The 25,707-nt window shown below is 72.8% G+C and carries 25 protein-coding genes and 2 pseudogenes; 13 read left to right on the top strand and 14 right to left on the bottom strand.

All coding sequences use genetic code 11. The features are described from left to right. Positions 1-6: 6 nt before the first annotated feature. The 3 genes from ACVDFE_RS20405 to ACVDFE_RS20415 form a co-directional block, all read right to left on the bottom strand. Entirely contained in the window at positions 7-1,530 is a 1,524-nt protein-coding gene (locus ACVDFE_RS20405) for an anti-sigma factor antagonist (protein WP_458431444.1), read from the bottom strand. Between the two features lie 235 nt (positions 1,531-1,765). Further along, on the bottom strand, positions 1,766-2,842 hold the full coding sequence (locus tag ACVDFE_RS20410) for a TerC/Alx family metal homeostasis membrane protein (protein ID WP_458431445.1): 1,077 nt from the start codon (positions 2,840-2,842) through the stop codon (positions 1,766-1,768). A gap of 88 nt (positions 2,843-2,930) precedes the next feature. Further along, on the bottom strand, positions 2,931-3,137 hold the full coding sequence (locus tag ACVDFE_RS20415; RefSeq protein WP_458431446.1) for a CsbD family protein: 207 nt from the start codon (positions 3,135-3,137) through the stop codon (positions 2,931-2,933). A 245-nt stretch (positions 3,138-3,382) separates the two neighbouring features. Between ACVDFE_RS20415 and ACVDFE_RS20420 the strand changes: the two genes are divergently transcribed. From ACVDFE_RS20420 to ACVDFE_RS20440, 5 genes are all read left to right on the top strand, one after another. Beyond that, the gene (locus tag ACVDFE_RS20420; protein WP_360392972.1) at positions 3,383-3,535 is read left to right on the top strand and encodes a hypothetical protein; all 153 of its coding nucleotides are present in this window, start codon (positions 3,383-3,385) and stop codon (positions 3,533-3,535) included. Between the two features lie 95 nt (positions 3,536-3,630). After that, complete coding sequence (locus ACVDFE_RS20425; protein ID WP_458431447.1) at positions 3,631-5,148, top strand: FAD-dependent oxidoreductase; 1,518 nt, start codon at positions 3,631-3,633, stop codon at positions 5,146-5,148. Beyond that, entirely contained in the window at positions 5,145-6,272 is a 1,128-nt protein-coding gene (locus tag ACVDFE_RS20430; protein ID WP_458431448.1) for a carotenoid biosynthesis protein, read from the top strand. The genes ACVDFE_RS20425 and ACVDFE_RS20430 overlap by 4 nt, the downstream gene beginning before the upstream one ends. Further along, positions 6,269-7,387 (top strand): glycosyltransferase, encoded by a 1,119-nt coding sequence (locus tag ACVDFE_RS20435; protein WP_458431449.1) that lies wholly within the window; start codon positions 6,269-6,271, stop codon positions 7,385-7,387. The genes ACVDFE_RS20430 and ACVDFE_RS20435 overlap by 4 nt, the downstream gene beginning before the upstream one ends. Before the next feature lies 1 nt (position 7,388). After that, positions 7,389-8,861, top strand: coding sequence for a phytoene desaturase family protein (locus ACVDFE_RS20440; RefSeq protein ID WP_458431450.1), 1,473 nt, complete (start codon positions 7,389-7,391; stop codon positions 8,859-8,861). On the opposite strand, the gene ACVDFE_RS20445 is transcribed toward ACVDFE_RS20440, so the two are convergent. Further along, positions 8,823-9,536 carry a CDP-alcohol phosphatidyltransferase family protein gene (locus ACVDFE_RS20445; protein ID WP_458431451.1) on the bottom strand — a complete coding sequence of 238 codons (714 nt, stop codon included), beginning with the start codon at positions 9,534-9,536 and terminating at the stop codon, positions 8,823-8,825. The genes ACVDFE_RS20440 and ACVDFE_RS20445 overlap by 39 nt on opposite strands. A 55-nt stretch (positions 9,537-9,591) precedes the next feature. On the opposite strand from ACVDFE_RS20445, the gene ACVDFE_RS20450 reads away from it, so the two are divergent. Genes ACVDFE_RS20450 through ACVDFE_RS20460 form a run of 3 tightly spaced genes read left to right on the top strand, consistent with a single transcriptional unit; the run spans position 9,592 to position 11,760 of the window. Continuing rightward, positions 9,592-10,431, top strand: a complete 840-nt coding sequence (locus tag ACVDFE_RS20450) for a YhjD/YihY/BrkB family envelope integrity protein (RefSeq protein WP_458431452.1) — start codon at positions 9,592-9,594, stop codon at positions 10,429-10,431. Next, positions 10,416-11,048: a deoxyribodipyrimidine photo-lyase gene (locus tag ACVDFE_RS20455; RefSeq protein WP_458431453.1), complete on the top strand. Its 633-nt coding sequence runs from the start codon at positions 10,416-10,418 to the stop codon at positions 11,046-11,048. The genes ACVDFE_RS20450 and ACVDFE_RS20455 overlap by 16 nt, the downstream gene beginning before the upstream one ends. After that, positions 11,020-11,760, top strand: coding sequence for an FAD-binding domain-containing protein (locus tag ACVDFE_RS20460; protein ID WP_458431455.1), 741 nt, complete (start codon positions 11,020-11,022; stop codon positions 11,758-11,760). Before ACVDFE_RS20455 ends, ACVDFE_RS20460 begins: the two co-directional genes overlap by 29 nt. A 4-nt stretch (positions 11,761-11,764) precedes the next feature. Here the strand turns inward: ACVDFE_RS20460 and ACVDFE_RS20465 are convergent, their stop codons facing one another. From ACVDFE_RS20465 to ACVDFE_RS20480, 4 genes and pseudogenes are all read right to left on the bottom strand, one after another. Next, positions 11,765-12,205: an SRPBCC family protein gene (locus ACVDFE_RS20465; protein ID WP_360392992.1), complete on the bottom strand. Its 441-nt coding sequence runs from the start codon at positions 12,203-12,205 to the stop codon at positions 11,765-11,767. Between the two features lie 3 nt (positions 12,206-12,208). After that, positions 12,209-12,502, bottom strand: a complete 294-nt coding sequence (locus ACVDFE_RS20470; protein ID WP_458431456.1) for an STAS domain-containing protein — start codon at positions 12,500-12,502, stop codon at positions 12,209-12,211. Beyond that, the gene (locus ACVDFE_RS20475) at positions 12,432-15,311 is read right to left on the bottom strand and encodes a SpoIIE family protein phosphatase (protein ID WP_458431457.1); all 2,880 of its coding nucleotides are present in this window, start codon (positions 15,309-15,311) and stop codon (positions 12,432-12,434) included. Before ACVDFE_RS20475 ends, ACVDFE_RS20470 begins: the two co-directional genes overlap by 71 nt. A gap of 136 nt (positions 15,312-15,447) precedes the next feature. Then, positions 15,448-16,059 (bottom strand): annotated as a pseudogene (locus ACVDFE_RS20480) (sensor histidine kinase); the annotation flags it as partial. On the opposite strand from ACVDFE_RS20480, the gene ACVDFE_RS20485 reads away from it, so the two are divergent. Next, the gene (locus ACVDFE_RS20485; RefSeq protein ID WP_458431458.1) at positions 16,004-16,207 is read left to right on the top strand and encodes a hypothetical protein; all 204 of its coding nucleotides are present in this window, start codon (positions 16,004-16,006) and stop codon (positions 16,205-16,207) included. The pseudogene ACVDFE_RS20480 and the gene ACVDFE_RS20485 overlap by 56 nt on opposite strands. 699 nt (positions 16,208-16,906) lie before the next feature. On the opposite strand, the gene ACVDFE_RS20490 is transcribed toward ACVDFE_RS20485, so the two are convergent. Both ACVDFE_RS20490 and ACVDFE_RS20495 read right to left on the bottom strand, forming a co-directional pair. Continuing rightward, positions 16,907-17,518 (bottom strand): acetoacetate decarboxylase family protein, encoded by a 612-nt coding sequence (locus ACVDFE_RS20490; RefSeq protein WP_458431459.1) that lies wholly within the window; start codon positions 17,516-17,518, stop codon positions 16,907-16,909. Beyond that, positions 17,508-18,725 (bottom strand): annotated as a pseudogene (locus ACVDFE_RS20495) (GMC family oxidoreductase); the annotation flags it as partial. The pseudogene ACVDFE_RS20495 and the gene ACVDFE_RS20490, both read right to left, overlap by 11 nt. Positions 18,726-18,792: 67 nt before the next feature. On the opposite strand from ACVDFE_RS20495, the gene ACVDFE_RS20500 reads away from it, so the two are divergent. Continuing rightward, the gene (locus tag ACVDFE_RS20500) at positions 18,793-18,909 is read left to right on the top strand and encodes a helix-turn-helix domain-containing protein (RefSeq protein ID WP_458431460.1); all 117 of its coding nucleotides are present in this window, start codon (positions 18,793-18,795) and stop codon (positions 18,907-18,909) included. Here the strand turns inward: ACVDFE_RS20500 and ACVDFE_RS20505 are convergent. From ACVDFE_RS20505 to ACVDFE_RS20515, 3 genes are all read right to left on the bottom strand, one after another. Beyond that, positions 18,892-19,143 (bottom strand): hypothetical protein, encoded by a 252-nt coding sequence (locus ACVDFE_RS20505; RefSeq protein WP_360393009.1) that lies wholly within the window; start codon positions 19,141-19,143, stop codon positions 18,892-18,894. The two genes, ACVDFE_RS20500 and ACVDFE_RS20505, sit on opposite strands and share 18 nt — an antisense overlap. 3 nt (positions 19,144-19,146) lie before the next feature. Then, on the bottom strand, positions 19,147-20,457 hold the full coding sequence (locus ACVDFE_RS20510) for a TIGR01777 family oxidoreductase (protein WP_458431461.1): 1,311 nt from the start codon (positions 20,455-20,457) through the stop codon (positions 19,147-19,149). Between the two features lie 111 nt (positions 20,458-20,568). Continuing rightward, positions 20,569-21,705, bottom strand: coding sequence for a DICT sensory domain-containing protein (locus ACVDFE_RS20515; RefSeq protein WP_458431462.1), 1,137 nt, complete (start codon positions 21,703-21,705; stop codon positions 20,569-20,571). A 350-nt stretch (positions 21,706-22,055) separates the two neighbouring features. Here ACVDFE_RS20515 and ACVDFE_RS20520 point away from each other — a divergent pair, with 350 nt between their 5' ends. Continuing rightward, the gene (locus ACVDFE_RS20520; protein ID WP_458431463.1) at positions 22,056-22,886 is read left to right on the top strand and encodes an alpha/beta hydrolase; all 831 of its coding nucleotides are present in this window, start codon (positions 22,056-22,058) and stop codon (positions 22,884-22,886) included. On the opposite strand, the gene ACVDFE_RS20525 is transcribed toward ACVDFE_RS20520, so the two are convergent. Continuing rightward, positions 22,876-24,408: a helix-turn-helix domain-containing protein gene (locus tag ACVDFE_RS20525; RefSeq protein ID WP_458431464.1), complete on the bottom strand. Its 1,533-nt coding sequence runs from the start codon at positions 24,406-24,408 to the stop codon at positions 22,876-22,878. The two genes, ACVDFE_RS20520 and ACVDFE_RS20525, sit on opposite strands and share 11 nt — an antisense overlap. Positions 24,409-24,658: 250 nt before the next feature. Between ACVDFE_RS20525 and ACVDFE_RS20530 the strand changes: the two genes are divergently transcribed. After that, positions 24,659-25,024 carry a hypothetical protein gene (locus ACVDFE_RS20530; RefSeq protein WP_458431465.1) on the top strand — a complete coding sequence of 122 codons (366 nt, stop codon included), beginning with the start codon at positions 24,659-24,661 and terminating at the stop codon, positions 25,022-25,024. Continuing rightward, positions 25,021-25,641, top strand: coding sequence for a hypothetical protein (locus ACVDFE_RS20535; protein WP_458431466.1), 621 nt, complete (start codon positions 25,021-25,023; stop codon positions 25,639-25,641). The genes ACVDFE_RS20530 and ACVDFE_RS20535 overlap by 4 nt, the downstream gene beginning before the upstream one ends. Positions 25,642-25,707: the final 66 nt, after the last annotated feature.

A 25,707-nucleotide genomic window follows, 5' to 3' on the forward strand; every position in this document is an offset into this window, starting at 1 on the left:
CCCGGTTCAGTCGGACTTCGTCGTGACACCCCGGCACGCCGCGACCCGTTCGTAGACCGCCACGGCCTCCCTCGCGATCCGGTCACCGCAGTAGCGCGCCAGCACCCGGTCACGTCCGGCGACGCCGAACTCCTCCCGCCAGGTGTCGTCGGCCAGCAGCCGCCGCAACGCCCTGGCCAGTGTGGCGGGCTTGCCGGCGGGCACGTGCAGGCCGGTGACGTTGTGCACCACGACGTCGAGCAACGCGCCGACCGCGGTGGCCACCACCGGGACGCCGCACGCCATCGCCTGCAACGCCGCGACACCGAACGGTTCCGCCGACGGCACGCACACCACGGCGTCGGCCGAGCGCAGCAGTCGCGGCAGCTCGGCCCGCGGCACCGCGCCCGCGAACACCACCCGGTCCCGCACGCCGAGCCGGCCCGCCAGCTCGCGCAGGTCCGCGTCGTCACCGCAGTTCCCGGCGACCACCAGCTCGGTGTCGTCCATCGTGGACACGGCGGTGAGGGTGTCGGCGACCCCGCCGCGGTGCGCCGGCCCGCCGGTCACGAGGACCCGCCGCAGGGCGTTGCGCACCGCAACCGGGCCCTCGGGGCGGAACAGCACCGGGTCGACCCCGCACGGCAGCACGGAGACCTGCGTGCGGCGCAACCCCAGCCGCCACAGCTCCTGCGCCTCCTGCGCGCTCATCGCCACGATCGCCGACGCCCTGCGCGCGACCAGCACCTCGGCATCGGCCCGCCGGCCGGTCCGCTCCGCCCCCACCGCGGTGTACGTGTGCACGACCGGGACCCCGACCAGGTGGGCGCCGATCACGCCCACCAGCGCGGAGGTCCAGTGGTGGGTGTGCACCACGTCCGGCGGACGCGCCCGCCACTCCCGCGCCAGGAACTCCGCGAACTCGCCGAGGTGCGGCACGGTCTCGTCCTCGGTGAGCGGGTGCTGTGGCCCGGCCGGCACGTGGACGACGTCGTAGCCCTCGGCGGTCCGCACGCGGTCCAGGGGTGAGGGGCCGTTCCGCCGGGTGTAGACCACCACCTCGTGACCCAGCCCGCTCAACGCGGCCGACAGCTGTCCGACGTGCGCCCCCTGCCCGTGGTCGGCCACCAGCGGGCTTGCCTGCTCCGACACCAGGGAGACGCGCATGCGCCGCACCACCGCCGGGCCGGCCGAGCGGAACGCGTCGAGCAGCGTCCGGTGCCGCGGCACGAGGTCGGCGAGGCCGCTGACCTCCAGCGCGTGCAGCACCTCCGGCCCGGCGGCGACCAGGTGCAGCGGAACGCCCCGGTTCGCCGTCTGGTCGTGCGCGTCGAGCAGGGCGCTGACCCCGCACGGGCTGAGCGAGACGACCTGTCCCAGGTCCACCAGCAGGGCACGGGGTTGCTGCTCGGCCTGTGCGGTCAGCTCGGCCGCCAGTGCCGGGGCCGCGGTTGTATCCACTTCGCCGGCCACGGCGACCACGGTGATCCCGTCGTGCGACGTCGAGTGGAGCGACCAGCGGTCGGTCAGCCCTGGAACGGGGTGCGGCATCTCGGGTTCTCCCTCGCACGAGGCCGGTCACCGAGCTGCAGGCTCAACTCGCACGTCAGGTCGTCAGGACTCCGAACCTAGGCCCGGAACGGCAGGGCCCACAACTCGACGTGCGACTGTCACCCGGGAGAGGTGCGCACTTCCGCCCGACCGGGAGGAAGGGGTCACGCGTGGTGATCTCGACGCGGGAGGCAAGTCCACTGTGGAGTGTCCAAGAACCGGCCCGCCGCAACGGTCAGCGACGCGCCCGGTCGTCTTCCTCTCGCCGGGTCCGTCCGGCGGACGCGCGCCGGGTCCGCAGCGAGGCGGGGCGGGCCTTCGCGGACGGGTCGCGCCTGGTCTTGACCAGGCTCGCCACCGTGACCACCAGCAGCACCACGGCGATGACCCCGAGGCTGAGCAGCGTGGGGATCTCCGGGACGCTCTCGTCGACGTCCTCGTGCAGCCACTGCAGGATCAGCTTCACGCCGATGAAGGCGAGGATCAGCGACAGCCCGACCGACAGGTACACCAACCGGTCCAGCAACCCCTGCACGAGGAAGAACAACGCGCGCAACCCGAGCAGCGAGAAGGCGTTCGCGGCGAAGACGACGTAGGGCTGGGCGGTGATGCCGAAGACCGCGGGGATCGAGTCGAGCGCGAACAGCAGGTCGATGGTCCCGATCGCCACCAGCGCCACGAACAGCGGCGTGACCATGCGCTTGCCGTTGTCGCGGGTGAACAGCTTGCCGTCCACGTAGTCGTCGGTCACCGGCAGCACCCGGCGCGAGGTCTTGACCACGACGTTGTCCTCGATGTCGGGGTCTTCGTCGCGGTGGCGGAACAGCTGCACGGCCGTGTAGATCAGCAGCAGCCCGAACAGCAGGAACACGAACGAGAACAACGACAGCAGCGTGGCGCCGAGCGCGATGAAGATCGTCCGCATGATGAGCGCGAGCACGATGCCGAACGTGAGCGCCTTGTGCCGGTGCTGGTCGGGCACCGCGAACGTCGACATGATGATGACGAACACGAACAGGTTGTCGACCGACAGGCTCTTCTCGACCAGGTAGCCGACGAAGTACTCCGAACCCGGCCCGCCGCCGTAGTGCAGCGTGAACCAGACGCCGAACCCGAGGGCCACCGCCACGTAGAACACCGACCACGCCGTCGCCTCGCCGAACCCGACGTGGTGCGGGCGCTTGGCCGCGACGAGCAGGTCGACCGCGAGCAGCAGCACGACCAGACCGACCGTCACCGCCCAGGTCAGAAAGCTGATGTCGAGCTGCTGGGCGTTCACGGGGCCGTCGCCGTTCGCGTGTCCATGTCGCACCGGGTTCCCGGTGACCGGTGTTCGCGAACCTCCGGGGCCTCCCACGAGCGACCGGGACGCCCGGCGCGGGCGTCCCGGCTCGCCGCGGTTACCTCTTGAGGTTCTTCGTGACGCTGTCGACGATGCCGCCGACCGCGTCCTTCACCTTCTCGACACCGTCCTTGAGCGCCGCCTTGGCCTGGTCGGCGCGGCCCTCGTCGGCGAGCCGCTCGTCGCCCACGGTCTCACCGGCGGCCTCCTTGGCCTTGCCGCCCAGGTCCTCCGCCTTGTTGCCGAACTTGTCCGCCAGCGACATCGCGTCCTCCTCAGTCGAGTTCCGGATGTCTTGAGGACACGTGCTCCGCGGCGGGCGTCACGCCCTGATCAGGTGAACACCGGGTGAGCGTCGTCACGGGCCGGCCGCGGACCCCTGCATTCCATTATGGACGAATTCGTCGCCGTTCCCGGTTTCCGGTGGGTCCCGCGCGGGAAAGCTGGAGCACCACCGCCTGCCGCCGGCGGGCACAGCACTCGGAGAGTCGCATTCCCATGAACAACCAGATGGTTTCGCAGCGTGCCTCGGCGCAGTCGACGGCGGACGTCGTCGCGGACGGGCTCTTCAGCCACCCGGACGTGCAGCCGGCCACCACGAAGACCGCCGTCGCGGCCAAGCAGGGGTTCTACACCGACCTGTTCCGCGAGCCCACTTCCTGACCAGCGCTTTCGACGTCGCTGACCCGCTCGTCGTGCACACCGGCCCGGTCACCCATACGGTCGACCAAAGGGCTTGGGGCTGGACAGGAGCAGCGGTGAGGGATCGCAAGGCGGTGCGGATCGCCGCGCCCGCGGGACGGCCGGGGTTCACCGACGACGTTCCCGCCGTCGTCGTCGTGGGTGGCGGGATCGCGGGGCTCTCGGCGGCCACCGTGCTCGCCGAGCGCGGCGCGCGGGTGGTGCTGTGCGAACGCGAGGACTACCTCGGCGGGCGGGTCGGCGGCTGGAGCACGCGGCTGAAGGACGGCAGCGAGGTCACGATGACCCGCGGCTTCCACGCGTTCTTCCGGCAGTACTACAACCTGCGCGCGTTGCTCGGGCGGGTCGACCCCGGCGGCAGGGCGCTCACGCCGATGCCGGACTACCCGCTGTGGCACGCCGGTGGCGACCGCGACTCGTTCGCCGGGCTGCCGACGACCGCGCCGTGGAACGTGCTCGCGTTCCTGCGCAGCAGTCCCACGTTCCGGTGGCGCGACCTGCCCGGCATCAACCCGGAGGCGGCGCTCAAGCTGCTGGACGTGTCGGTGCCGGAGGTCTACGACGACCTGGACCGCATCGACGCCGTCGAGTACCTGGAACGCGTCCGGTTCCCGAAAGCCGCGCACGCGCTGGCGTTCGAGGTGTTCTCCCGCAGCTTCTTCGCGCACCCGCGGGACATGTCGGCCGCCGAGCTCGCGGTCATGTTCCACATCTACTTCCTCGGTTCCAGCGAGGGCCTGCTCTTCGACGTCGCCGCTGACCCGTTCCCGCACGGCCTGTGGGACCCGCTGGGACGCCGGCTCGTCGAGCTCGGTGCCGACGTCCGCACCGGCACCGAGGTGCGGTCGGTGGCCCGCGGCGGGAAGCGGCGGTTCACCGTCACCACCGCCGGCGGCACGATCGACGCCGACGCGGTGGTCCTCGCCGCCGAGGTGCCCGGTCTGCGCAAGGTCGTGGCCGCGTCGCCGGACCTGGGCGACGCCCCGTGGCGGGAGCGGATCGCGGCGCTGCGGACCGCGCCGCCGTTCCTGGTGTCGCGGTACTGGCTCGACGAACCCGTGGACCGGCCCGGTTTCGTCGGCACGAGCGGGTACGACCTGCTCGACAACGTCAGCGTGCTCGACAACTACGAGCACGAGGCACGGGCGTGGGCGGCGCGCACCGGCGGCTCCGTCGTGGAGCTGCACGGGTACGCCATTCCGGCCGACGTGGACGAGGCCGAGGCCCGCCAACGACTCTGGCAGCAGCTCACCGAGATCTACCCCGAGACCAAACGGGCCACCGTCGTCGACGAACGGCACGAATGGCGCGAGGACTGCCCGCTGTTCCCCGCCGGTGGCTACGAGCACCGGCCGCGGGTGAGCACACCGGACGACTTCGTCGTGCTGGCCGGTGACCTCGTCCGGGTCGACCTGCCGGTGGCGTTGATGGAACGTGCGGCCACCACCGGGTTCGTCGCCGCCAACCAGCTACTCGGCCGCTGGGGCGTCACCGGCACGGACCTGTGGACCGTGCCGTCCGAGGGCCGCGTGCCGTTGCTGCGCGCCGCGGCCCGCCGGCGGAGGTCCGCGTGACCGCGGCCGGGCAACCGACCGGCAGAGGGCCCACCGGCGCACGGGCGGCGGCAGCGGTCGCGTGGCTGTTCGGCGCGCTGGTGGTGCTGGCGCAGATCGTCTACTCCATGACCGACCCGGCCGACCGCCTGTTCACGACGGTCGGCTCGGTGCTCGCGTTCGCCGTCGCGTCGGTGTGCGACGCGTACGCGCGGTTCGGCCCGCGTGCGGCGGGGCTGCTGGTGGCCGTCGCCGGTGGTGGGGGTCTGCTGGCGGAGACGATCGGCGTGCACACCGGGTTCCCGTTCGGCGACTACCGCTACACCGGCACGCTGGGCCTGGAGGTCGCCGGAGTGCCGGTGGTCGTGCCGCTGGCCTGGGTGATGATGTGCTGGCCCGCGCTGCTCGCCGGCCGGGCGCTGGCGCGGTGGCTGCGCGCGGACCGGCCGGTGTGGCCGGTGGTCGCGCTCGGTGCGTGGGCGCTGGCGGCGTGGGACGTGTTCCTGGATCCGCAGATGGTCGACGCCGGCCACTGGGAGTGGGCGCACCCCACCCCTGCGCTGCCCGGTGTGGCCGACGTGCCGCTGACGAACTACGCGGGCTGGCTGCTGGTCGCCGTGCTGATGATGACTGCGTTGCAGCGCACCGTCGGGGAGGCGCGCGAGCTGCACCGGGTGCCGCTGGGGCGGCGGGTCGTGGAGCTGATCCGGACGCGCGAACCGGTGCCCCACCGGGGCGTCGGGGCGCGGTCGGGTGAGCTGGACCGGGCGTCGGTGCCGCACGCGGCCGCCGAGGCGCGCCGGTCGGGTGAGCTGGACCGGGCGTCGGTGCCGCACGCGGCCGCCGAGGCGCGCCGGTCGGGTGAGCTGGACCGGGCGTCGGTGCCGCACGCGGCCGCCGAGGCGCGCCGGTCGGGTGAGCTGGACCGGGCGTCGGTGCCGCACGCGGCGGCCGAAGCGCGCCGGTCGCACGAGCTGGACCTGCGGTCCGGACCGGCGCCGGTGCTGTACCTGTGGACGTACGGGTCGTCGGTGTGGGCGCACACGGCGTTCTTCGGCCGCCCCATGGTGTCCGTGGTCGCCGGTCTGCTGATGGGTGCGGTGGCGATGCCGTTCGCGGTGGCGCTGTGGCGAGCGCACCGATGAGGCGACTGGTCACCGGCGCGGTGCGCGGTGCCGCTGTCGGGGCCGTTGCCGCCGCCGTGCACACCGTGGTCAACGCGCGGCTGATGCGCGTGCCACCCGCCGACCCGCGCGAGTGCGTGGAACCGGTGTCCGTGCTGGTGCCCGCACGCGACGAGGCCCATCGGATCGCGCCGACCATCCGCTCGGTGCTGGAGCAGGAGGGCGTGCCCGACCTGGAGGTCGTCGTGCTCGACGACGGTTCGGCCGACGGCACCGCCGACGAGGTGCGCCGGGTGGCGGCCGGCGACCCGCGGCTGAAGGTCGTCACCGGTGACGGGCCACCCGCCGGGCTGCCGGGCAAGCCGCACGCCTGCGCGCAGCTGGCCGAGCTGGCCCGCGGGCGGGTGCTGGTGTTCGTCGACGCGGACGTCGTGCTCGCCCCGCACGCGGTGGCCGCGGCCGTGGAGCTGTTGCGCGCCAACCGGCTCGACATCGTCTCGCCGTTCCCGCGGCAGCTCGCCGACGGTGCCGCGACCCGGCTCGTGCAGCCGCTGCTGCAGTGGTCGTGGCTCGTGTTCCTGCCGCTGCGGCTGGCCGAGACCTCGCCGCGGCCCGCGCTGTCCGCGGCCAACGGCCAGTTCCTCGTCTTGGACGCCGAGGCCTACCACCGCTGCGGTGGCTTCGCCGGTGTCGCCACCGCCGTGCTCGACGACATCGCGCTGATGCGGGCGGTCAAACGCAGCGGCGGCTGCGGTGTGGTCGTCGACGGCAGCACGGTGGCGGCCTGCCGGATGTACGAGGACTGGGCGGACGTGCGGCAGGGCTACGAGAAGTCGCTGTGGTCGGCCACCGGCACCCCGGCGGCGGCGGTCGCCGTGTCGGCGTTGTTCGCCTGGCTGTACGTCCTGCCATCGCTGGCGGCGCTCACCGGGTCGCGCGCGGGTGCGGTCGGGTACGCGGCGGGGGTGCTCAGCCGCGTGGTGGCCGCCCGGCACACCGGTGGCCGGGTCTGGCCGGACGCGCTCGCGCACCCGGTGTCGGTGGGGGTGTTCCTGACCCTGGTCGCCCGGTCGTGGCGGGCCCGGCGGGCGGGCAGCCTGCACTGGAAGGGCCGTTCGTTGAAGGGGAGCAGCTGACGTGGCACGGGTGGTGGTCATCGGCGCGGGCATGGGCGGACTGGCCGCGGCCGCACGGCTCGCGAAGGCCGGGCACGAGGTCACGACGTTCGAGCAGGCGGCCGGGCACGGCGGCAAGCTCGGCACGGTGCGGCGCGGCGGTTTCACCTTCGACACCGGGCCTTCGTTGCTGACCCTGCCGCACGTCTACCGCGACCTCTTCGCCGCCACCGGCGCCCCGCTGCACGACCTCGTCGACGTCGTGCCGGTGGAACCGACCTGCCGCTACCGCTTCCCCGACGGCTCCGAGCTCGACCTGCCGCACGCCGAGAAGCAGGTGGACGACGCCATCGCCGACGCGTTCGGACCGCAGGCCGCCCGGCAGTGGCGCGCGGTGATGACCGACGCGGAACGGTTGTGGGACCTCGTCGGCGAACCGGTGCTGCAGAACCCGCTCGGCGGTGTGCGCGACCTCGTGCGCCGCTCGGCGAGCGTCCGCGACCTGATGGCGATCGCGCCGTGGCGCACGCTGCGCGGGGTGGGGGAGCGGCGGTTCACCGACCCGCGGCTGCGGATGCTGCTCGACCGCTACGCCACCTACAGCGGGTCCGACCCGCGCCGCACCCCGGCGCTGATGACGGTCGTCCCGTTCATCGAGCAGCGGTTCGGCGGCTGGTACGTCCGCGGCGGGCTGCGCCGGCTCGGCGACGCGTTGTTCGAACGCTGCGCCGAGCTGGGCGTGCGCTTCCGGTTCGACACACCGGTCGTCGGCGTCGACACCGACGCGAGCGGCGTCACCGGGGTGCTGCTGCCCGGCGGCGAACGGCACCGCGCCGACGTCGTCGTGTCCGATGTGGACGCCGAACACCTCTACGGCGAGCTGCTCACCGAACGGCGCGCCCGCCGCCCGCGCCGGATGCTCGCCAAGACCCAGCCGTCGCTGTCGGGGTTCGTGCTGCTGCTCGGGCTGCGGGGCCGGACACCGGACCCGGCCCACCACCGCGTGCTGTTCCCCGCCGACTACGACGCCGAGTTCGACGCGATCTTCGGCAGGCACCCGCACCCGGTGACCGACCCGACGGTCTACGTGTGCGCACCGGACGACCCCGCCGTGGCACCCGAGGGCGACGAGGCGTGGTTCGTGCTGGTCAACGCGCCCCGGCAGGGCCCGGTCGACTGGACGGAGCCGGGGCTGGCCACCGCCTACGCCGACCGCGTCCTGCGGGTGATGGCCGACCGCGGCCTCGACGTGCGCGACCGGGTGCGGCTGCGGGAGATCCGCACCCCGGCCGACTGGGCCCGCGACACCGGCTCGGTCGGCGGGTCGATCTACGGCTCGTCGTCCAACGGGCCGCGGGCGGCGTTGCTGCGCCCGGCCAACCGGTCGCCGGTACCGGGGTTGTTCCTCGTCGGCGGCTCCGCCCACCCCGGCGGCGGGCTGCCGCTCGTGGCGATGTCAGCGCAGATCGTCGCTCGGCTGGTGGGCCCGGCTTGACCCGGTCCACGGCCGGCCGGCGAGCTCCCGCCGGACACCGGCCGCGAGCTGACCGAACCCCACGACCGCGCACACCGCCCACAGCACCACCGACACCGCCGCCCAGCCCCACCCGGTGACGGGCGTGCCACCGGGCGACAGGGCCGTTCCCGCGCAGGCGACCGCGACCACGACCACCCGCGTCGGCCGCTCCGCGACGGTGATCGCCCCCGCGGACGTCATCCCCACGGCCTGCGCCTTGGCCCGCGCGTACTCGTGCAGGAGCAACGACATCGCGATCCCGGCACACCACCACGCCTGCGCCCCGAGCACCAGCAACACCAGCACCAGGCACACGTCGGCCAGCCGGTCGGCGACCGCGTCGACCACCGCACCCAGCGGCCGCACCCGGCCGGTGCGCAGGGCGACCGCGCCGTCCAGCCCGTCGAGCACCCCGGTGCCCACCACGAGCAGCAACGCCAGCAGGGCCCACCACCCGCCCGCCGCGGCGGCACCGACGGCACCCAGGGCGACGACGACACCGGCCGCGGACAACACGTCGGGGTGGACCCGGTCGAACGGGCGGGCCAGCGCGTGCACGAACCGCAGCCAGCCGACGACCAGCCGGCTGCCGGACACGTCCTCGCCGTGCACCCGCGACCACTCGGCGACGGGATTTCGCTCAGCACCGGTCACAACCACAACCGTAGGCGGAGGGGTGACATCACGCAGGTTCGGGTACCTCCCGATCATGCAGGTACTCCGCGCTGTGGTGGCAGCCACCCGCTCGGCGCTGCACGGCCGGGACCTCCTGCTGTGGGCGGCCGGTCTGACGTTCTTCGCCGGCCTGGGCCTGGTCCCGCTGCTGCTGCTGGCCCTGCGCGGCGCGGCACTGCTGTTCGGGCCCGGGTTCGTGCTCGACAGCGCCCGCCTGCTCGGTGACGCGCTCCCGGCGGCCGCGCGGAACCCGACCGAGGGGCTCGTGCGGCTGGCCGAGGCGGCGGTGACCGCGCCGTGGCCGCTGCTGGCGGCGTCGTTGCTGCCCGCGTCGCTCTACGGCGAGGGGTTGCGCCGCGGCCTGGGCCAGGCGGCCGGTGAGAAGGTGACCAAGTGGACCGGGTGGGCGGGCCGCATCGCGTTCCTGCCGGTGCTCGCACTGGCACCGCTGCTGATCGCGCTGCCGCTCGCGGTGACCCCGGTCGTCGCCCCGCTGTACGCGAAGGGCGGCTGGTCCGCGGTGCTCGGGGTCGTGCTGTCGTTCCACGCCGACCTCGTGCCGGTCTGCGCGACCGTCGGCCTGGTGTTCGCCCTCGCCGGACCCGTCGACCTGCCCGCCAGGACGAGCTTCGCGGCCGGTGTCGCCGTCGGCGCGGTCCTCACCGGCTTCCTGCACGGTTTCGTGCTGTTCCTCGCCATCCCGGTGGACTGGGCGATTCCCTACGGCGGCTTGGCCGGTCCCGGCGTCGTGGCGGCGCTTGCGCTGTGGCTGTTCCTGCTGCACGCCCTGCTGTTGTTCGGGTACCGGGCGACACTGAGCACGCACGAGGTGCTCACCGCCCAGCCGCAGGGGGTTCGTTGCCCGTCTCGCTAGCGCTCTTCACGCGCGACCTCCGCGTGCACGACAACGCGATGCTCACCGCCGCGGCCACCGCCGGCGAGGTGCTCCCGCTCTTCGTGGTCTCCCGCACGGACTTCGCCGGGCCGAACCGGGCCGCGTTCCTCACCGGCTGCCTGCGCGACCTCGCCCGCGGCCTCGCCGACCGCGGCGGCGCACTGGTCATCCGGTACGGCGACCCCGCGGCCGTCGTCGCGAACCTGGTGCGGGAGCACGACATCACCCGCGTCCACGTGTCCGCCGACGCGAGCGCGTACGCCCACCGCCGCGAGCGCGCCCTGCGCGAGGCGGTGGGGGACCGGCTCGTGGTGCACGACGACGTCGTTCCCGCCGTGGCACCGACCGGTCCGTTCGAGCCGGTCTTCACACCGTTCTTCCAGCGCTGGAACGAGGTCCCGCCACGCACCCCGCTGCCCGCACCCGGCGGCCTGCGGCTGCCCAGCGTCGACCCCGGCGAGCTCCCCCTCGGCCGAGACCTTCTCCCGCGGCATCCCGGCACCCGGCCTGCCACCCGGCGGCGAACGCCACGGCCGGGCCCTGCTGGACTTCTGGGCGCGAACCGGAGTGCACCGCTACCCCGAGGACCGCGATGACCTGGCCCGCCAGGGCTCGTCGCACCTGTCCGCGCACCTGCACTTCGGCTCGCTCTCCGCGGCCGAGACCCGTCACGCCGTCGGCGCGCACGCCGGCCAGTTAGTGCGCCAGCTGGCGTGGCGCGACTTCTACCTCCGGGTCCTCGCCGCACGACCGGACGCCGCGTGGCGGGACTACCGCGACCGCGGTGACCGGTGGCGCCACGCCCCGGCCGACCTGCTCGCCTGGCAACGGGGCCGCACCGGCTACCCGGTCGTCGACGCCGCCATGCGCCAGCTCACCACCGAGGGCTGGCTGCCCAACCGCGCCCGCCTGCTGGCCGCGAGCTTCCTCTGCAAGACCCTGTACCTCGACTGGCGGCCGGGCGCCGCGTTCTTCCTGCACCACCTCGTCGACGGCGACCTCGCGAGCAACCAGCTCAACTGGCAGTGGGTGGCGGGAACCGGCACCGACACCCGCCCCGGCCGGGTGCTCGACCCGGTGTGGCACGGCGAGCAGCACGACCCGGACGGCGCCTACGTCCACCGGTACGTGCCCGAGCTGCGGTCCGTGCCCGGTCCGCTCGTGCACCGGCCGTGGGAGCTCGACGCGTCCGTCCGCAGTGGACTCGACTACCCCGGACCCGTGGTGGGGCTGGAAGAGGGGTACGCGCGGTTCGTCAGCGCCCGCAGGAAGCACAAGCAGGGCAAGCAGCGCAACCGCAGGCGCTGACCGCTCAGGCCGCCGCCGCGCCGAACAGCCCCGCCAACCGGTCGAGCGACCGCTTCATCGCCACCTCGTTCCGCCGGGGAATCCCGGACAGCCCGAGCAGCCACGCCGTGCGCGCGGTCGACCAGTCGAACGTCTCGGTCACCTCGGTCGTGCCGTCGCCGAGCGGGACGAGCCGCCACCGCCACCGGTGGCCGTTGAAGTGGCGCCAGGCGATGAGCCGGTCCTCCTCGAACTCCACCACGGTGTTCTCGATCCGGTACGCCACGCCGATGCGCATGTCCATGCCGAAGGTCGCGCCGAGCGACAACCGGGCCGGCGCGCCCGGCCGGGGAGCGCGCACCGTACCCGACCCGTCGATCAGCGGGTGCTTCGCCGGGTCCGCCAGCAGGTCGAAGATCCGCTCCGCCGCCGCGGGCACCGTCCTGGTCACCGAGGTGCTGCGCACCGGCTACCCCTCCACGCCGCGGACGGTCGTCATCGACGTCAGGCCCGACATCTCCAGGATCGGCGTGAGCAGCGGCGTCGCGATCAGCTCCGCCCGTTCGGCGTGCGCGAACAGGACGCTCATGCCGGCGCTGTCGATGTAGTGGACCTCGGTCAGGTCCACCACGAGCGGGCCGGTGGTGCCGGAGAGCGCGGCGGCGAACGCCCTGGTGTTGCTCAGGTCGATCTCACCCGCTGCCTTGACCACCGATCGGCCGTCCGCGGCGGTGGTCTTGGTCAGCTTCAGCGGCGTCGTCATCAGGAATCATCACCTGCATCGTCACGGTTGTACCGGTCGGTTCGGGGAGGATGGCGACCTCGTCCATCATCGTCCGCATGATCGTCGTGCCCATGCCGCGGCGCGCAGCCGGGTCGGTGTTCGGGGTCTTCCAGGTGCCGGTGTCGACCACGGTCACGAGCAGCCCGGTGTCGCCGGCGGACTCGACGCGCACCCGCACGTTCTCGCGGGTCTCGTCGCGGTAGGCGTGCTCGATGGCGTTGGTCCAGGCCTCGCCCACGGCCAGCAGCACGCCCTGCGCCAGCGTCGTGGACAGTCCGCACTGGCCCAGCCAGGTGCGCAGCGTGTTGCGCGCGCCGTGCATCTGGTTCGGCTCGGCAGCGAAGTTCAGCTCCAGCGGCGCCGGGTGGCGGTAGAGCAGCAACGCGACGTCGTCGTCGTAGCCGCCGGCCGGGGCCAGGGTCTGCATGATCTCGCCCGCGAGGTCCTCCAGGCCGCTGGACCGGCCCTGCTGCACCGCTTCCGCCGCCTTCTCGATGCCCTCGGTCAGCGAGCGGCGCCGGCGTTCCACCAGGCCGTCGGTGTAGGTCAGCAGGGTCGAGCGGGGCGGCAGGGTGCACTCGGCCTCCGCGCGCCGCACGCCCGGCTTGACCGCGAGCGGGATGGACCGGCCGTCCTCCAGCAGCCGGGTGGTGCCGTCGTGCAGCGCCAGGATCGCGGGCGGGTGCCCGGCGCTGGAGTAGACGAGGTGACCGGTCGTGGGGTCGAGGACACCGCAGAACACCGTGGTGCACAACGCCCCCGGCACCCCGGCGGCGAACTGGTCGAGCGCCTCCAGCGCGCGGGCGGGACCGATCTCCTGCAGCAGCAGGGCGCGGCAGGCGCTGCGCAGCTGGCCCATCACGGCCGCCGCGGTGAGCCCGCGGCCCACGCAGTCGCCGACGACGATGCCGATGCGCCGGTCCGGCAGCTCGAACGTGTCGTACCAGTCGCCGCCGACCTCCAGCGGCCGCGCGGCCGGCTCGTAGCGCACGGCGAACCCGCCCGGCAGGAGCGACGGACCGAGGATGGCCCGCTGCAACGCGATCGCGGTCTCCCGCTGCTGGTCGATCTGGTGCGCGCGGGACAGGCCTTGCGTGAGGTGACCGGCCAGCACCGACAACAGCAGCTCGTCCTGCTCGGTGAACTGCTGCAACGCGTCGATGCGCAGCCACAGCACCATCGGTCCGTCCGGGTGCTCGACGGTGACCACGACGCTGCCGTCGCCGAGCACGACCGGGACCAGCGCCTGGTGCTCCCGGAACGACGTCAGCACCACCCGCTCGTGCTCCGGCATGTCCTCCCAGACGAAGCCGGCGGACCCGTTGACGACCAGCGGGTCGTGGTGCCGTGCGAACACGACGGCCAGGACGTGCTCCGTCCGCCAGAGACCCTCCAGCTGCTCGATCGCACTCGTCAGCGCGTCGCCGGTGTCCGTGGCCTGCGACAGCCGCATGCTCATCTCCGCGAGCGCGGCCTCCCGCCTGCGGGCGTGGTGCTCTGCGGTGACGTCGCGGAAGGTGCCGACCGTCATCGTGTCGCCGCTGTCCGGGTCGCGAGCCGGGTTCATCAGGGCACTGAGCCACAACCGCCGGCCGTCGCGGTGGGTCACCGGCACGGTGTGGCTGCGCTGGTCGCGGCCGGACCGCTGCTCGAACGCGGCGGCGAACTGCTTGCGCGCCTCCGGGTCCGTGGGCCACCACGGGTGCGGCACCGGGTAGGGCAGCCCCTCCGGCCCGTAGCCGAGGATGTCGGTGAACGCGGCGTTGATCTCCACGACCGTGCCGGCGCCGTCGCAGACGAAGAACGCCTCCTGCAACGAGTCGATCAACGCGTCCCGCCAGCGGGCGTGCCGGCCGCGCAACCGGGCGAGGTCCACGTTCGCCCGCACCCGCGCCAGCAGGTCCGCAGCGGCGAACGGCTTGACCAGGTAGTCGTCCGCCCCGGCGCGCAGGCCCTCGCCGGAGGCCTCCTGACCGGCCCGCGCGGACAGCAGCAGCACCGGCACCGCCAGCGTGCGCTGGTCCGCGCGCAGGGCCGCCACCAGCGACAACCCGTCCATCCGCGGCATCATCACGTCGCTGACCACCAGGTCCGGCGGCCGGGCGCGGGCGGACTCCAGCGCCGCCAGGCCGTCGTCGACCGCGCGCACCTCGTAGCCCGCGCGGTGCAGCAGCCGGGTCAGGTACTCGCGCATGTCCGCGTTGTCGTCGGCGACCAGCACCGTCGCGGGCAGCTCCGGCGCGGCACCGGCGGCCGTGCTGGGCAGCAGCTCCTCCACCGTCAGGCCGGGCTCCGGCAGCCAGCGCAGCGCCTCCTGCACGTAGGGGGCGGCGATGTCGGACGTGGCGGGCGCGGCGGAGTCCTGCGCGAGCGCGTCGGCGGGCAGGTGGTGCGTGCCGAACGGCAGCTCGACGGTGAAGGTGGTGCCGGCGCCCTCGGTGCTCTCGGCGAGGATCGTGCCGCCGTGCAGGCCGACGAGCTCCTGCACCAGCGCGAGCCCGATGCCGCTGCCCTCCTTGGACCGCGACCACGTGTTCTCGATGCGGTGGAAGCGCTCGAACAGGCGCGGGATCTCGTGCTCCGGCACCCCCACACCGGTGTCGCTGACCGTCACGACCGCCCGGTTCGACCCGGCCCGCACGGACACGCCGACCGATCCCTCGACGGTGAACTTGAGCGCGTTGCTCAGCAGGTTCAGCACGACCTTCTCCCACAGGCCGAGGTCGACGTGCACCGGCTCCGGCAGTGGCGCGCAGTCGATCTCGAAGCGCAGCCCGGCCTTCTCCACCGCCGAGCGGAAGACGCTGGCGAAGCTCCGCGGTCACCGCGGCGAGGTCGACCGGCTGGAAGTGCGCCTGCATGCGGCCCGCTTCGAGGCGGGAGAAGTCCAGCAGGGTGTTGACGAGCTTGCCCAGCCGCAGGCCGTTGCGGTGGATGACCTCCAGCTCCTGACCGGCCTGCGGGTCGGCGGCGGACAGCCGGTCACGCAGGTCCTGCACCGGACCCATGATCAACGTCAGCGGCGTGCGGAACTCGTGGCTGATGTTGGAGAAGAACGCGGTCTTGGCGCGGTCGAGCTCGGCCAGCTCCTCGGCCCGCCGTTGCTGGGCCCGGAAGTTGCGGGCACCGGCGATGCCCGCGGCCAGGTGGCCCGCGACCAGCTCCACGAACCCGAGGTAGCCGTCGTCGAGCGGCCGGTGCCGGTTCAGGCCCGCGACCAGGAACCCGTAGGGCGCGCCACCGGGCCGTTGCAGCGGCACGACCAGCGCGCTCGTGGGCGGCCGGCTCCACGCCCCGGTGGGCAGGCCGTCGTGGTCGTCGAGCCCGACCACGACGGACTCGCCGCGCTTGGCGGCCGCCAGCGGCCAGTCCACGGCACCCGGCGGCGGCGGCAGGTTCTGCGGCGCGGCCTGGTGGTCCTGCCCGATGCCGGTGGCGCAGGCCAGCCGCGCGTGGCCGTCGTCGAACAGGTAGGTCAGGGTGAACGGCAGGTCGCGCTGGTTGCGCCCGAGCTGCGTGCACGCGAACGCCAGCACCTCCTGCTCCTCGCGCGCGACGCTCGGGTCCGAGCCGAGGTCGCGCAGCGTGGCCATCCGCCGCTCGGCGATGACGCGGTCGGTCTCCTCGCTGACCACGCACAGCATCCCCGCCACCGCGCCGCTCTCGTCGCGCAGCGGGCTGTAGGAGAAGGTGTGGTAGCTCTCCTCGGAGTAGCCGGACCGTTCCACGAACAGCAGCAGCGCCTCGTCCCACGTCGCGTGGCCGGTGGTGAGCACGCTGTCCACGCGGGGACCGATGTCCTCCCAGATCTCCGCCCACACCTCGGCCGCCGGTCGCCCCAGCGCCCACGGGTACTTCCGGGCGAGCGTGTTGCGCCGGTAGGCGTCGTTGCAGAAGAAGGTCAGCTCCGGACCCCACGCGAGCCACATCGAGAACCGCGACGACAGCAGCACGCTGACGGCGGTCTGCAGGCTCTGCGGCCACCCGGAGGGCGGGCCGAGCGGGGTGGCGGTCCAGTCGACCGCGGCGAGGTCACGACCGACCAGCGGGTCCTCGGCGAAGACACCGGTGAGCGCGGGCCGGTCGTCTCTTTCACCGGTGTCGTCAGAGCGGGTCACCGACCGTCCCTTCGCCACACCTCGACAGTTGACCTGTCCAGGGTGCCCAAACCCGGCGACGGCTGCACAACCAGATCCGACGGGTGTGCCCCGCGCCACGGCGTGGAGGGGGACCGGACCGCCCCGCCGCGGCGAAGGCGGGCGGCCTCCGCCGCCGGTCGCGCCCGCGCTCCGGTGGCGACCCACCGGGTGCCGGGAGGGCCTGCCCGGTGCCCTCGAACACGACCGCGGAGTCGGTGCGCGCGGTCGGTCCGGCGGCGGGGCGTCAGCCGAAGCGCATGCGCAGGTTCGTCACCGCGAGGTGCAGCAACGGCCTGCCTGCGTGGAGCCAGCCGAGCCGCCCGCCGGGCGTGAGCCGCCAGCGCACCCGCGTCGGCCGGACCCGCGCCGAGGTGCGCAGCGCGGTGCGGTGCGCCTTCCCGTGCAGCGACTGCCACACCGATGTCCCCGCCCACACCGGCAGGCCCGGTGCCCGGAGGGGCTGCTCGTCGGCGGCGGCGATGGTCGTGTCGTCCACCAGCGCCACGGCGTCGAGCGGGCCGGCGGAGAGCGTGAAGTCCGCCAACTCCTTGAGGATGCCCCACATCGCTCGCGCGCCCTGCTGCGACCGGGTGTCGTCGACCCAGATGTCCGTGATGGACAGTCCCGGCCGGAACCCGCGCCGCACCACCACGGCCGTCATCAGCTCGTGGTAGGAGAGCAGTCCGGGCTGGCGGTAGTCGACGAACGCCGACACCACGAGCACGCGGCCGAACAGGGACAGCGGCACGACGCCGCCCGGCAACCGCAGGGTCGTCGCCGAACGTGGTGCCGTCCACACCGTGAGCCAGCCCTGGCCGCACAGGTTCCACGGCGCCGGGGGGAAGTCAGCGGACATCGGTCACCTCGCCCGCGGGCCGCAGCGCCGCCGGCGCCCCCGCCGGAACCGCCGGCCGGTGCGGTGCCACGGCGCTGAGCCGGGCGTAGGTCGCTCCGAGAGGGGGCCGCGGGTCCGGTTCACCCTTGTTGGGCCACAACGACATCGCGCGCTCGGCGAGCGCGGTGATCGTCAGCGCCGGGTTCACGCCGAGGTTCGCCGGGATCGCGGAGCCGTCCACCACGTGCAGCCCGGGGTGGCCGTGGACGCGGTGGTACGGGTCGACGACGCCGGTGGCGGGGGAGTCGCCGATCACGCAGCCGCCGATCAGGTGGCCGGTCAGCGGGACGTCCGCCAGGTCGTTCCACGCGCCCCGCGCGACGCCGCCGGCGCGGGCCGCGAGCCGGCGGGCCACCTCGTGCCCGGCCGGGATCCACGACGGGTTCGGCGCGCCCTCGCCCTGCCGGGTCGTCAGGCGACCCCGCCGCAGCGACGTGGTGAGCGAGTTGTCCAGGCTCTGCATCACCAGCAACGCTATCGTCTCCTCCGACCACCTGCGCGGCGAGTGCATCCGCAGGGCCGTGCGGTACTCGGCCCGCAGCTGGGACAGACCGCGGCGCAACCGGCCGGGTCCGCCGTCCACGAGCGTGGTCATCAGCAGGCCCATCAGGTTGCTGCCGCGCCCGTAGCGGACCACCTCGACGTGCGTGTCGGCGTCCGGGTGGATCGACGACGTGATCGAGGTGCCGAGCGAGTTGTCGATCCGCCCACCCGGCACCCGCACCGCCACGACCGCCTCGGAGTTCGTGCGGCACAACGCTCCCAGCCGCGGCGACAGTCCGGGCAAGCCACCGCCGGCGCGGATGCGGTGCAGCAGCTGCTGCGTGCCCAGCGACGCCGCCGAGAACACCACCTGGCCGGCGGTGAAGATCCGCTCCGCCCGCCCGTCGGTCCGCCGCGTGCGCACCGCGTACCCGCCGCCGGGACGGGGCCGCACGTCCGTGACCGCCGTCAACGGCCACACCCGCGCACCGGCCTGCTCGGCCAAGTGCAGGTAGTTCTTCGGCAGCGTGTTCTTCGCGCCGTGCCGGCAGCCGGTCATGCACGCGCCGCAGGCGGTGCACCCGGTGCGGCGCGGCCCGGCACCGCCGAAGAACGGGTCCTCGCCGTCGGGTCCGAAGTGGACACCCACCCGGGACGGGCGGTGGGTCGACGGCACCCCGAGCTCGACGGTCCTGTTCGACGAGGTCCGCGCCGACCGCGCCGCGGTCCTGCTCACCCGCGGCGGGCTGTCGGTGGAGCAGGCGGCCGGTCAGCTCGGCTTCGCCGAGGCGGCGAGCTTCATCCACGCCTTCCGCCGCTGGTACGGCACGACACCGAGCACCTACGCCCGTTCAGCGCTCCGGCCGTGACCAGTCGCTGCGGTGGTGCAGGTTGGTCTTGGCGACGTTGCCGACCGCGGGGGCGTCCCGGCCGCCGTCGAGCACCAGGCCCGCTTCCGCCGCGGGTGCCCGGTACCAGCCGGAACACCCGTTGACGCACGGGTGGCTCATCTCCGTCAGCGTCATGCCGCCGTCCGCGCCCGGAACGGGTTGCATCCACGTCATCGAGCCGCTGCCCTCGCACAGCTCGCAGGTGCCGTCCACCGCTCACCGCCCCAGCAGGTGGCGCAGCGCCGGGTCGAGCCGCGGGTAGCGGAACACGTGCCCCGCCTTGGTGAGCACCGCCGGGCGCACCAGCTGGCTGGCCTGCGCCAGCTCGCGGGCACCCTGGTCGCCGAGCAGCACCTTGGGCGCGAACGACGGCACCGGCAGCAGCGCCGGCCGGTGCAGCACCTGCGCCAGCACCTTCGTGTACTCGCTGTTGCGCACCGCCTCCGGTGCCACCGCGTTGACCGGCCCCGACAGCGCGGTGTCGTAGAGCGCGCGGTGGTAGACGTCCAGGAGGTCGTCGATGCCGATCCACGACTGCCACATGTGCCCGTCGCCGAGCTTGCCGCCCAGCCCGGCCGCGAACAGCGGGTGGAAGATCCGCAGCGTGCCCCCGGCCGGTGACTGCACCAGCCCGGTGCGCACGGTCACCACGCGCACCCCGTCCGCCTTGCTCGCCGCCTCCCAGTCGGCGACCACGTCGGCCAGGAACCCGTCGCCGCGCTCGCTCTCCTCGGTCAGCTCCTCGTCACCGCGGTCGGGACCGTAGAACCCGATCGCCGACGCGCTGACGAACACCTCCACCCCGGCCGCCGAGGCCAGGTCCGCGAGCGCGCGGGTGGGCCCGATCCGGGACGAGCGGATCGCCGCGCGGTGGGAGCCGGTGAACCGCCCGGCGATCGACGCGCCGGCCAGGTGCACCACGGCGTCGACCCCGGCCAGCAGGTCGGGCGCGGGCCGGTCCGGGTCCCAGCGCCGTTCACCGGGACCGTTCACCTGGCCGCGCACCAGCCTGACCACCCGGTGCCCGGCGGTGGTCAGGAACGGCCCCAGCGCGCGGCCGACCAGACCGCCGGCACCGGTCAGCGCGATCGTCCTCGGCCGGTCACCCGCGAGCCGGGCGGCCCGCTGGGCGGCGAGGTCGGCCGCCACCTGGCGGTGCCGGTAGGCGAACGTCGACCGCAGCAGCGCGCCGGGCACCTGCGTGTCCACCCGGTCGGTCATCCGGGTGCCGTCGCCCTCGGCCCGGAACTCGTGGCTGTGCCGCCACTTCAACGCCCAGCGCAGCGGCGCCGAGTCGAGCTCGTCGACGAACCGGTGCGGCGGCGCGTACCCGGAGTGCTTCGCGCCCCAGCGCAGCCCCAGCGGGAAGCCGAGGACCGCGCGACCGCCGTCCAGCGTGCTCGCCTCGCGCACGACGCTCATCGGGTGCCACGGCGGCGTCAGCCGGTGGATGGCACCGGGGCGCTCGTGCCAGGCGAACACCTCGTCGAGCGGTGCGTCGACGACACTGGAGTAGATCAGGGACATGCACCAACGCTAAGCAGGCCCTGCGGGGTCTGCACGATGAGCGGAACCAGCCCCGCGGGGCGCCACCCGGACCGCACCTCGTTCGACGCCGCACAACGGGCGGCAGGCGCCTCAGGCCGGGCGGAGGTGGTCCCACTCGTCGTCGTCGAAACTGCCCGACAGCACCATCTCCCGGTTCTCGGCGGGCCCGCGGGTGCCGAAGACCTCGTCGAGCCGCAGGGGCCGCCGGGTCGTCGCCGCCGTCTGCACCTCCACCCGGACGGGGACGTGCGGGTACGTCTCCTCCAGCCGCCCCAGCGCCTCCGCGGCGTTGACCGCGATCGACCACACCCGCGGCGCCGGGACCGCGGGCAGCACGAGCAGGAACTCCGTGCGGCTCATCCGCACCGCCCGGTCCACCGGCCGCAGCTCGCGGCGCAGCAGGTCGGCGACGTTGTTCTCGGTGTGCACCGCGGCGCTCGGCCCGTGCCGGCCCTCCACGTCCTCCAGGTCCGGCACCCGGACGCGAACCAGCCCCAGCTCGACGGTGTCGGCGAAGTCCGTGCCGAGCCACGAGTCCAGCGACTCCGGCGTGTGCAGCCCGGTCCACGGGTCGCGCGCATCGCGCACCTCGTCGGCCCGCCGCGCGGTCAGCCGCTCGACGCGGTCGCGCGCACGGGCCATGCCGGTGACCAGGTGCACCACCGCCGCCTCCGCCCGCCGCTCCACCTCGGTCGCGGGCGGCTCGACCGTGCTCGCCAGCACGTCGTCCAGCCGCCGCCGCACGTCGGGCGGCACCCGGTCACCCAGCACGTCGCGCAGCCGGACCGCCTCGGCGTAGGCCTCCTCGCGCCGGAACCCCCAGCGGCCGTGGAAGAGCCGCGCCGGCTCCAGCGAGGTGCCGTCGAGGGCCACCTCGCCGAGGTCGGTCGCCACGACGCTCGCACCGAACCGCGCCGACAGCACCACCACCGACCACTCGGCGGCCAGCTCCTCGTCCTTGCGCAGCAGCACCGGCGTGACCCCCGCCGGCAGGTCCGGCCTGCGGTCGGCGACCATGCCCACGACCGTGACCTCCGCCAGCCCGGCGATGCGGCGGTAGACCTCGCTCTCGCGTTCGAAGTAGGGCAGCCGCTGGAACATCGCGATCACCAGCAGCGGTTCGGAGCCGTCGCCCGCGAGCGCGGCCCGTTCCACGGCGTGCGAGGCGATCACCAGCGTGCGCTTGGTCAGCAGTCCCGCCCTGGCGTCCCGTGCTGACGCGTTCACCCACCTGCTCCTGTCGTCGTGGCCCACCTCGGCGGCACTTCGAACCTAGTTCGGGCGCACCCACCGGCAGAACTGCACGAACGGGTGACGTCCGGCCGTTGTGCGGGCCGGGCGCCGGGACCCGGCGGTGGAGAGCAGGTTCTCTGCTCTCCTGAATCAGCAACAACTGAATGGCAAAGGGCGGTGATCCATGATCACTGCTTCTACGCGACCTCGCCTGTTTTGGAGACAGGTGCACCAAAGCCCGCATCGGCTGATTCCGTGCCCGTAACTTGGAATAGTGACAAGAAATGCAAACCTTGTGGTAGGCAAGCTCGTAGCCACGTTCTCGACGGAGGAGCTCGCTCCACATGCCCATCCAGGCAACGGACACAACCGTCCGCGCTCTCGACGGCCTTCACCTGCGCGGAACCCTCGTCGCCCCGGATACTCCCTCTGACCGCGCCATCGTGTTGGTTCATGGTGGCGGCGTAACCCGCGATGAGGGAGGCTTCTTCACGAGGCTGGCGGCCGGCCTTGCTGAGGCAGGCGTGGCAGCACTCCGCTACGACCTCCGGGGCCACGGCGAGAGCGACGGGACGCAACAGGATGCCACGCTGACCGGACATCTCAACGACATTGCCGTTGCACTACAACGTGTCCGTGAGGCCACAGGGGCAACTCGGGTAAGTCTGCTCGGCACGAGTTTCGGCGGCGGCCTCGCCGCCTATTACGCCGGGACGCGGCCGGCCGAACTGGACCGGCTCGTGCTGCTGAACCCCCAGCTCGACTACAAGAACCGCTACATCGAGCAGAAGCCGTACTGGGATGGCGACCGCCTGAACGACGAGATGGCCGTGCAACTCGCCGAGAAGGGCTTCATCGCGCATTCGCCCACCGTCAAGCACGGGCGAGCCTTTCTGAACGAGGTGTTCTGGATTCGGCCGCTCGACGTGCTGGACAAGATCACCGCACCGACGCTGCTCGTCCACGGGACGCAGGACACGTTCGTGCCGGTGGACGTGTCGAGGCAGGCAGATCGGGAAATCCGCAGTGAGCACCGGCTGGTGGAGATCGAGGGTGCGCAACACGGGTTCGCCGTGCACGACGATCCCGAGTACGCCCATCCGCAGAGTCAGGAGTGGCAGGCGTTTGTCATCGAGACGGTCTGCGACTGGGTGACTGCGCAGATCAGCCGGTAAGCGCCTCACGAAGAGCACGTGGCGCTGGACGGCTGGCCCACGGCTGCAAGGTGACGACGGTGCGGCCGAGTTCGCGCCTGGTACGTGCCGAACTGGTTGCCGTTGCCAGTTCCGCGGCTTGCAGGCCGGCAGTCGCGGCGTCGTCCGGTTCGCCGGACAAGGCCAACGCCGATGCCTGCCGCGCGAGGAAGTACCCCTGGTCGCGCATCGAGAGCACACCAGTGTTCAGCACCTCGCCGTAGAGCATCGCTGCACGTAGGGGCTTGCCGGCCTCGATGTAGCAGCTCGCCGTCTGGAGCGTCAGCGACGAGTCGCTGTAGTGGGTGGCGAGGCCGCTGTCATCGGTGGTCTTGCCCGCGTTGCTCAAGTACTCCCGAGACTGCTCCAGCTTCCGTTCGACGTCGAGCACGGGCATACCGAGCATGGCCAGGCCGCGGGCTTCCTGCTGGGCGACTTCGGCTCGAACCTTCGGCGGCAGATTCCACGGGCCGGACTGTGCTGCTTCGGCAAAGCCCAACACGTTGACGGCATCCCGGTCGTCGTATGCGGTCTGGGCCTTCTTGAGCAGTACGTAGCCCTGCATGGGGAGGTCGCCGGAGAGCTGCGCCCACTCGGTTGCCCGGTCGTGCCAGAACGTCGCCCGCGTCTGGTCGTGGAGGTCGCGGCACAGCCACCCGGCGAACTCCGCCCCGCGTGCACCAACTGCGAACAGCGCGCGGCGGACGTCGGGCTTGGCGTCCTGAGCGCACACCTTGATCGCCCCGAGCATCCCCAGCACGGTGGGCAGCGTGCGGTTCGAACCGAGCGTGCCGTCGTCGGCCTTGCAAGCGTCGAGCTGGCGCTTGAACGAAATGACGATCTCCGCGTCCGAGTAGCGGCGCGCATCCTTGAGTGCTTTGGCGATGCGTTCGGCCTCGTCGGCGTTCAGGCCTGGCAAGGCGGCAGCGGCAACGCCTCGGAGAAGCAACGAGCGACGGCTGAGCGGCATGGTGTCCTGTTCGGCGGCGGTAGATGCGCCCGATGGGCGTTCGTCCTCGACCGTCCCACCGGAGATGCCGCCGGGGTTACCGGAAGCAGGCGCGTCTACACCCTCGGACGTGCGGGCCTGGCGGTCCCGAACCGCTGTCTGCGGCCGTCCCGGCATCCGGAACCACAGTAGGTCGCGCGGCATCCCGAGGATATGCGCCCAGCGCATCAGACGTGTCAGGTCGGCGACGCCTTCATCACCCTCGATGCGGCTCAACCGAGTCTGTGAGATGCCGAGCCAGCGGGCCGCGATCTGCTGGGAAATGGTTCGGCCGTGGTGGGGATGCTTCCGGTAAGCGTAGATCACCGCGCCCATGTCGCAGGAGTCGAATGCCTCTTCCATTTCCGTCGTGTGCCAGAACTCCGGCGGCACGGTTGGAGGGCTGACCATCAGGTCACGGGCCTTCGTCTTGCAGGCGTTGCACTGGAGGCTGCGGTTGTCGCGCGCCAATCGCGTGCCGCAAGCGCAACGACGAACGCTCCCCTCAGCAGCCATGTGCTCGGTCTCCAGTCGTCCCGTATGTAACTCCTCGTGACAGCCTAGCCACGTTAGGCGACTTGGACGACTTCCGTCATGCGCATTCCGCATAACGATCATGCGGTCTGCGCACCGACGCAGTCGCTGGTCACGGCCAATCTCGATCACAGGTGTCCGGCGTCCGAGAGCTTCCGCCCCGACACGGCCTCGGACGTCGGACACCACCCATCCCGTGCCCAAAGCACCAGAATGCCGAGGTGGCCTGATCGTGCAGCAGAGTTCCCGTACCGAGTCGGCCCGGCTTGACCTTCGGCCGGCCGTTTGCGGTTACATCCGGGTCGAGCTCCCGGATGAGAACGTCATCTCAGAGTGGAAGGCAGCCATCCGGCAGTACTGCCTGGAGCAGGACTTCCGGCTAGAGACGATCTTCACCGACCGGACGGTGTGCGGTGGGATGCTGACCCGTCCGGGACTGGCGGGCCTCGTTGGCGTGCTGAGCCTGCCGGGTGTCATCGGGGTGGTCGTCCCGAGTGAAGAGCACCTGTCGCAGTACGACCTACCACTGGCCCGGCTGCACCGGATCATCGCGCGCACCAACTCCGAGGTGCTGTGCGTTGAGGCGGACGAAGCATGAGCACCCCGCAGCTTGCCCAAGCGCCGCAGATCATCGCGCCGTACATCACGTCTTGGAGTGCCGAGCAGGATTTGCCGTACCGGCTCGTGGAACGCCCCGGATCGGGGATCGGCTACGCCGACGAGTCCTTTGCCGACCGTGACGCCAAAGGCGTGCTCTGGCAGCGGGCCGCGGTGCGTCACGGCGTCGGCAAGCCGGAGTTCGGCAAGGTGCACCCGCTCAGACAACGCCGCGCGATGCGCCAGCTCCTCTGTCAGGTCTGCGCCAGGCCTGCCGATCGGAACGACGGCGGCGTGCTGTGGTTGTTGCGGGACTACCGGAGCGACTGGACGGGGTGGCCCAACGGCATGGGCTGCACCGAGCCGCCCATGTGCATCCCCTGTGTCGCAACCTCTCTGCGCCTGTGTCCGGCACTGCGACGCGGTGCGGTTGCTATTCGCGTCCGTGCGTTCGAGGTAGCAGGCGTGCGCGGAGCGCTGTATGGCGCAGGCACGGTCACTGAAGCCAACCTCGCCTATGACGATCCGGACGTCCGGTGGGTGGTTGCCTCCGCCCTGGTCCGTGAGCTGCGCGGCTGCACGTTCGTGCCGCTCGACGAGCTGACCGAAGGGAGGTGATGCCCACACCGACAGACCGCACGACGACGCAGAACACCTGGAAGAGGTGCTTGCCACCCCAGCGGC

It is taken from the genome of Lentzea chajnantorensis (genome assembly GCF_054300775.1).

What these genes read in the sequence shown, in the direction of transcription:
- ACVDFE_RS20510 (WP_458431461.1), bottom strand. Translation starts at nt 20,457, where the DNA reads ATGTCCCTGATCTACTCCAGTGTCGTCGACGCACCGCTCGACGAGGTG.
- ACVDFE_RS20405 (WP_458431444.1), bottom strand. Translation starts at nt 1,530, where the DNA reads ATGCCGCACCCCGTTCCAGGGCTGACCGACCGCTGGTCGCTCCACTCG.
- ACVDFE_RS20420 (WP_360392972.1), top strand. Translation starts at nt 3,383, where the DNA reads ATGGTTTCGCAGCGTGCCTCGGCGCAGTCGACGGCGGACGTCGTCGCG.
- ACVDFE_RS20535 (WP_458431466.1), top strand. Translation starts at nt 25,021, where the DNA reads ATGAGCACCCCGCAGCTTGCCCAAGCGCCGCAGATCATCGCGCCGTAC.
- ACVDFE_RS20490 (WP_458431459.1), bottom strand. Translation starts at nt 17,518, where the DNA reads ATGTCCGCTGACTTCCCCCCGGCGCCGTGGAACCTGTGCGGCCAGGGC.
- ACVDFE_RS20435 (WP_458431449.1), top strand. Translation starts at nt 6,269, where the DNA reads ATGAGGCGACTGGTCACCGGCGCGGTGCGCGGTGCCGCTGTCGGGGCC.
- ACVDFE_RS20450 (WP_458431452.1), top strand. Translation starts at nt 9,592, where the DNA reads ATGCAGGTACTCCGCGCTGTGGTGGCAGCCACCCGCTCGGCGCTGCAC.
- ACVDFE_RS20520 (WP_458431463.1), top strand. Translation starts at nt 22,056, where the DNA reads ATGCCCATCCAGGCAACGGACACAACCGTCCGCGCTCTCGACGGCCTT.
- ACVDFE_RS20415 (WP_458431446.1), bottom strand. Translation starts at nt 3,137, where the DNA reads ATGTCGCTGGCGGACAAGTTCGGCAACAAGGCGGAGGACCTGGGCGGC.
- ACVDFE_RS20470 (WP_458431456.1), bottom strand. Translation starts at nt 12,502, where the DNA reads ATGACGACGCCGCTGAAGCTGACCAAGACCACCGCCGCGGACGGCCGA.
- ACVDFE_RS20525 (WP_458431464.1), bottom strand. Translation starts at nt 24,408, where the DNA reads ATGGCTGCTGAGGGGAGCGTTCGTCGTTGCGCTTGCGGCACGCGATTG.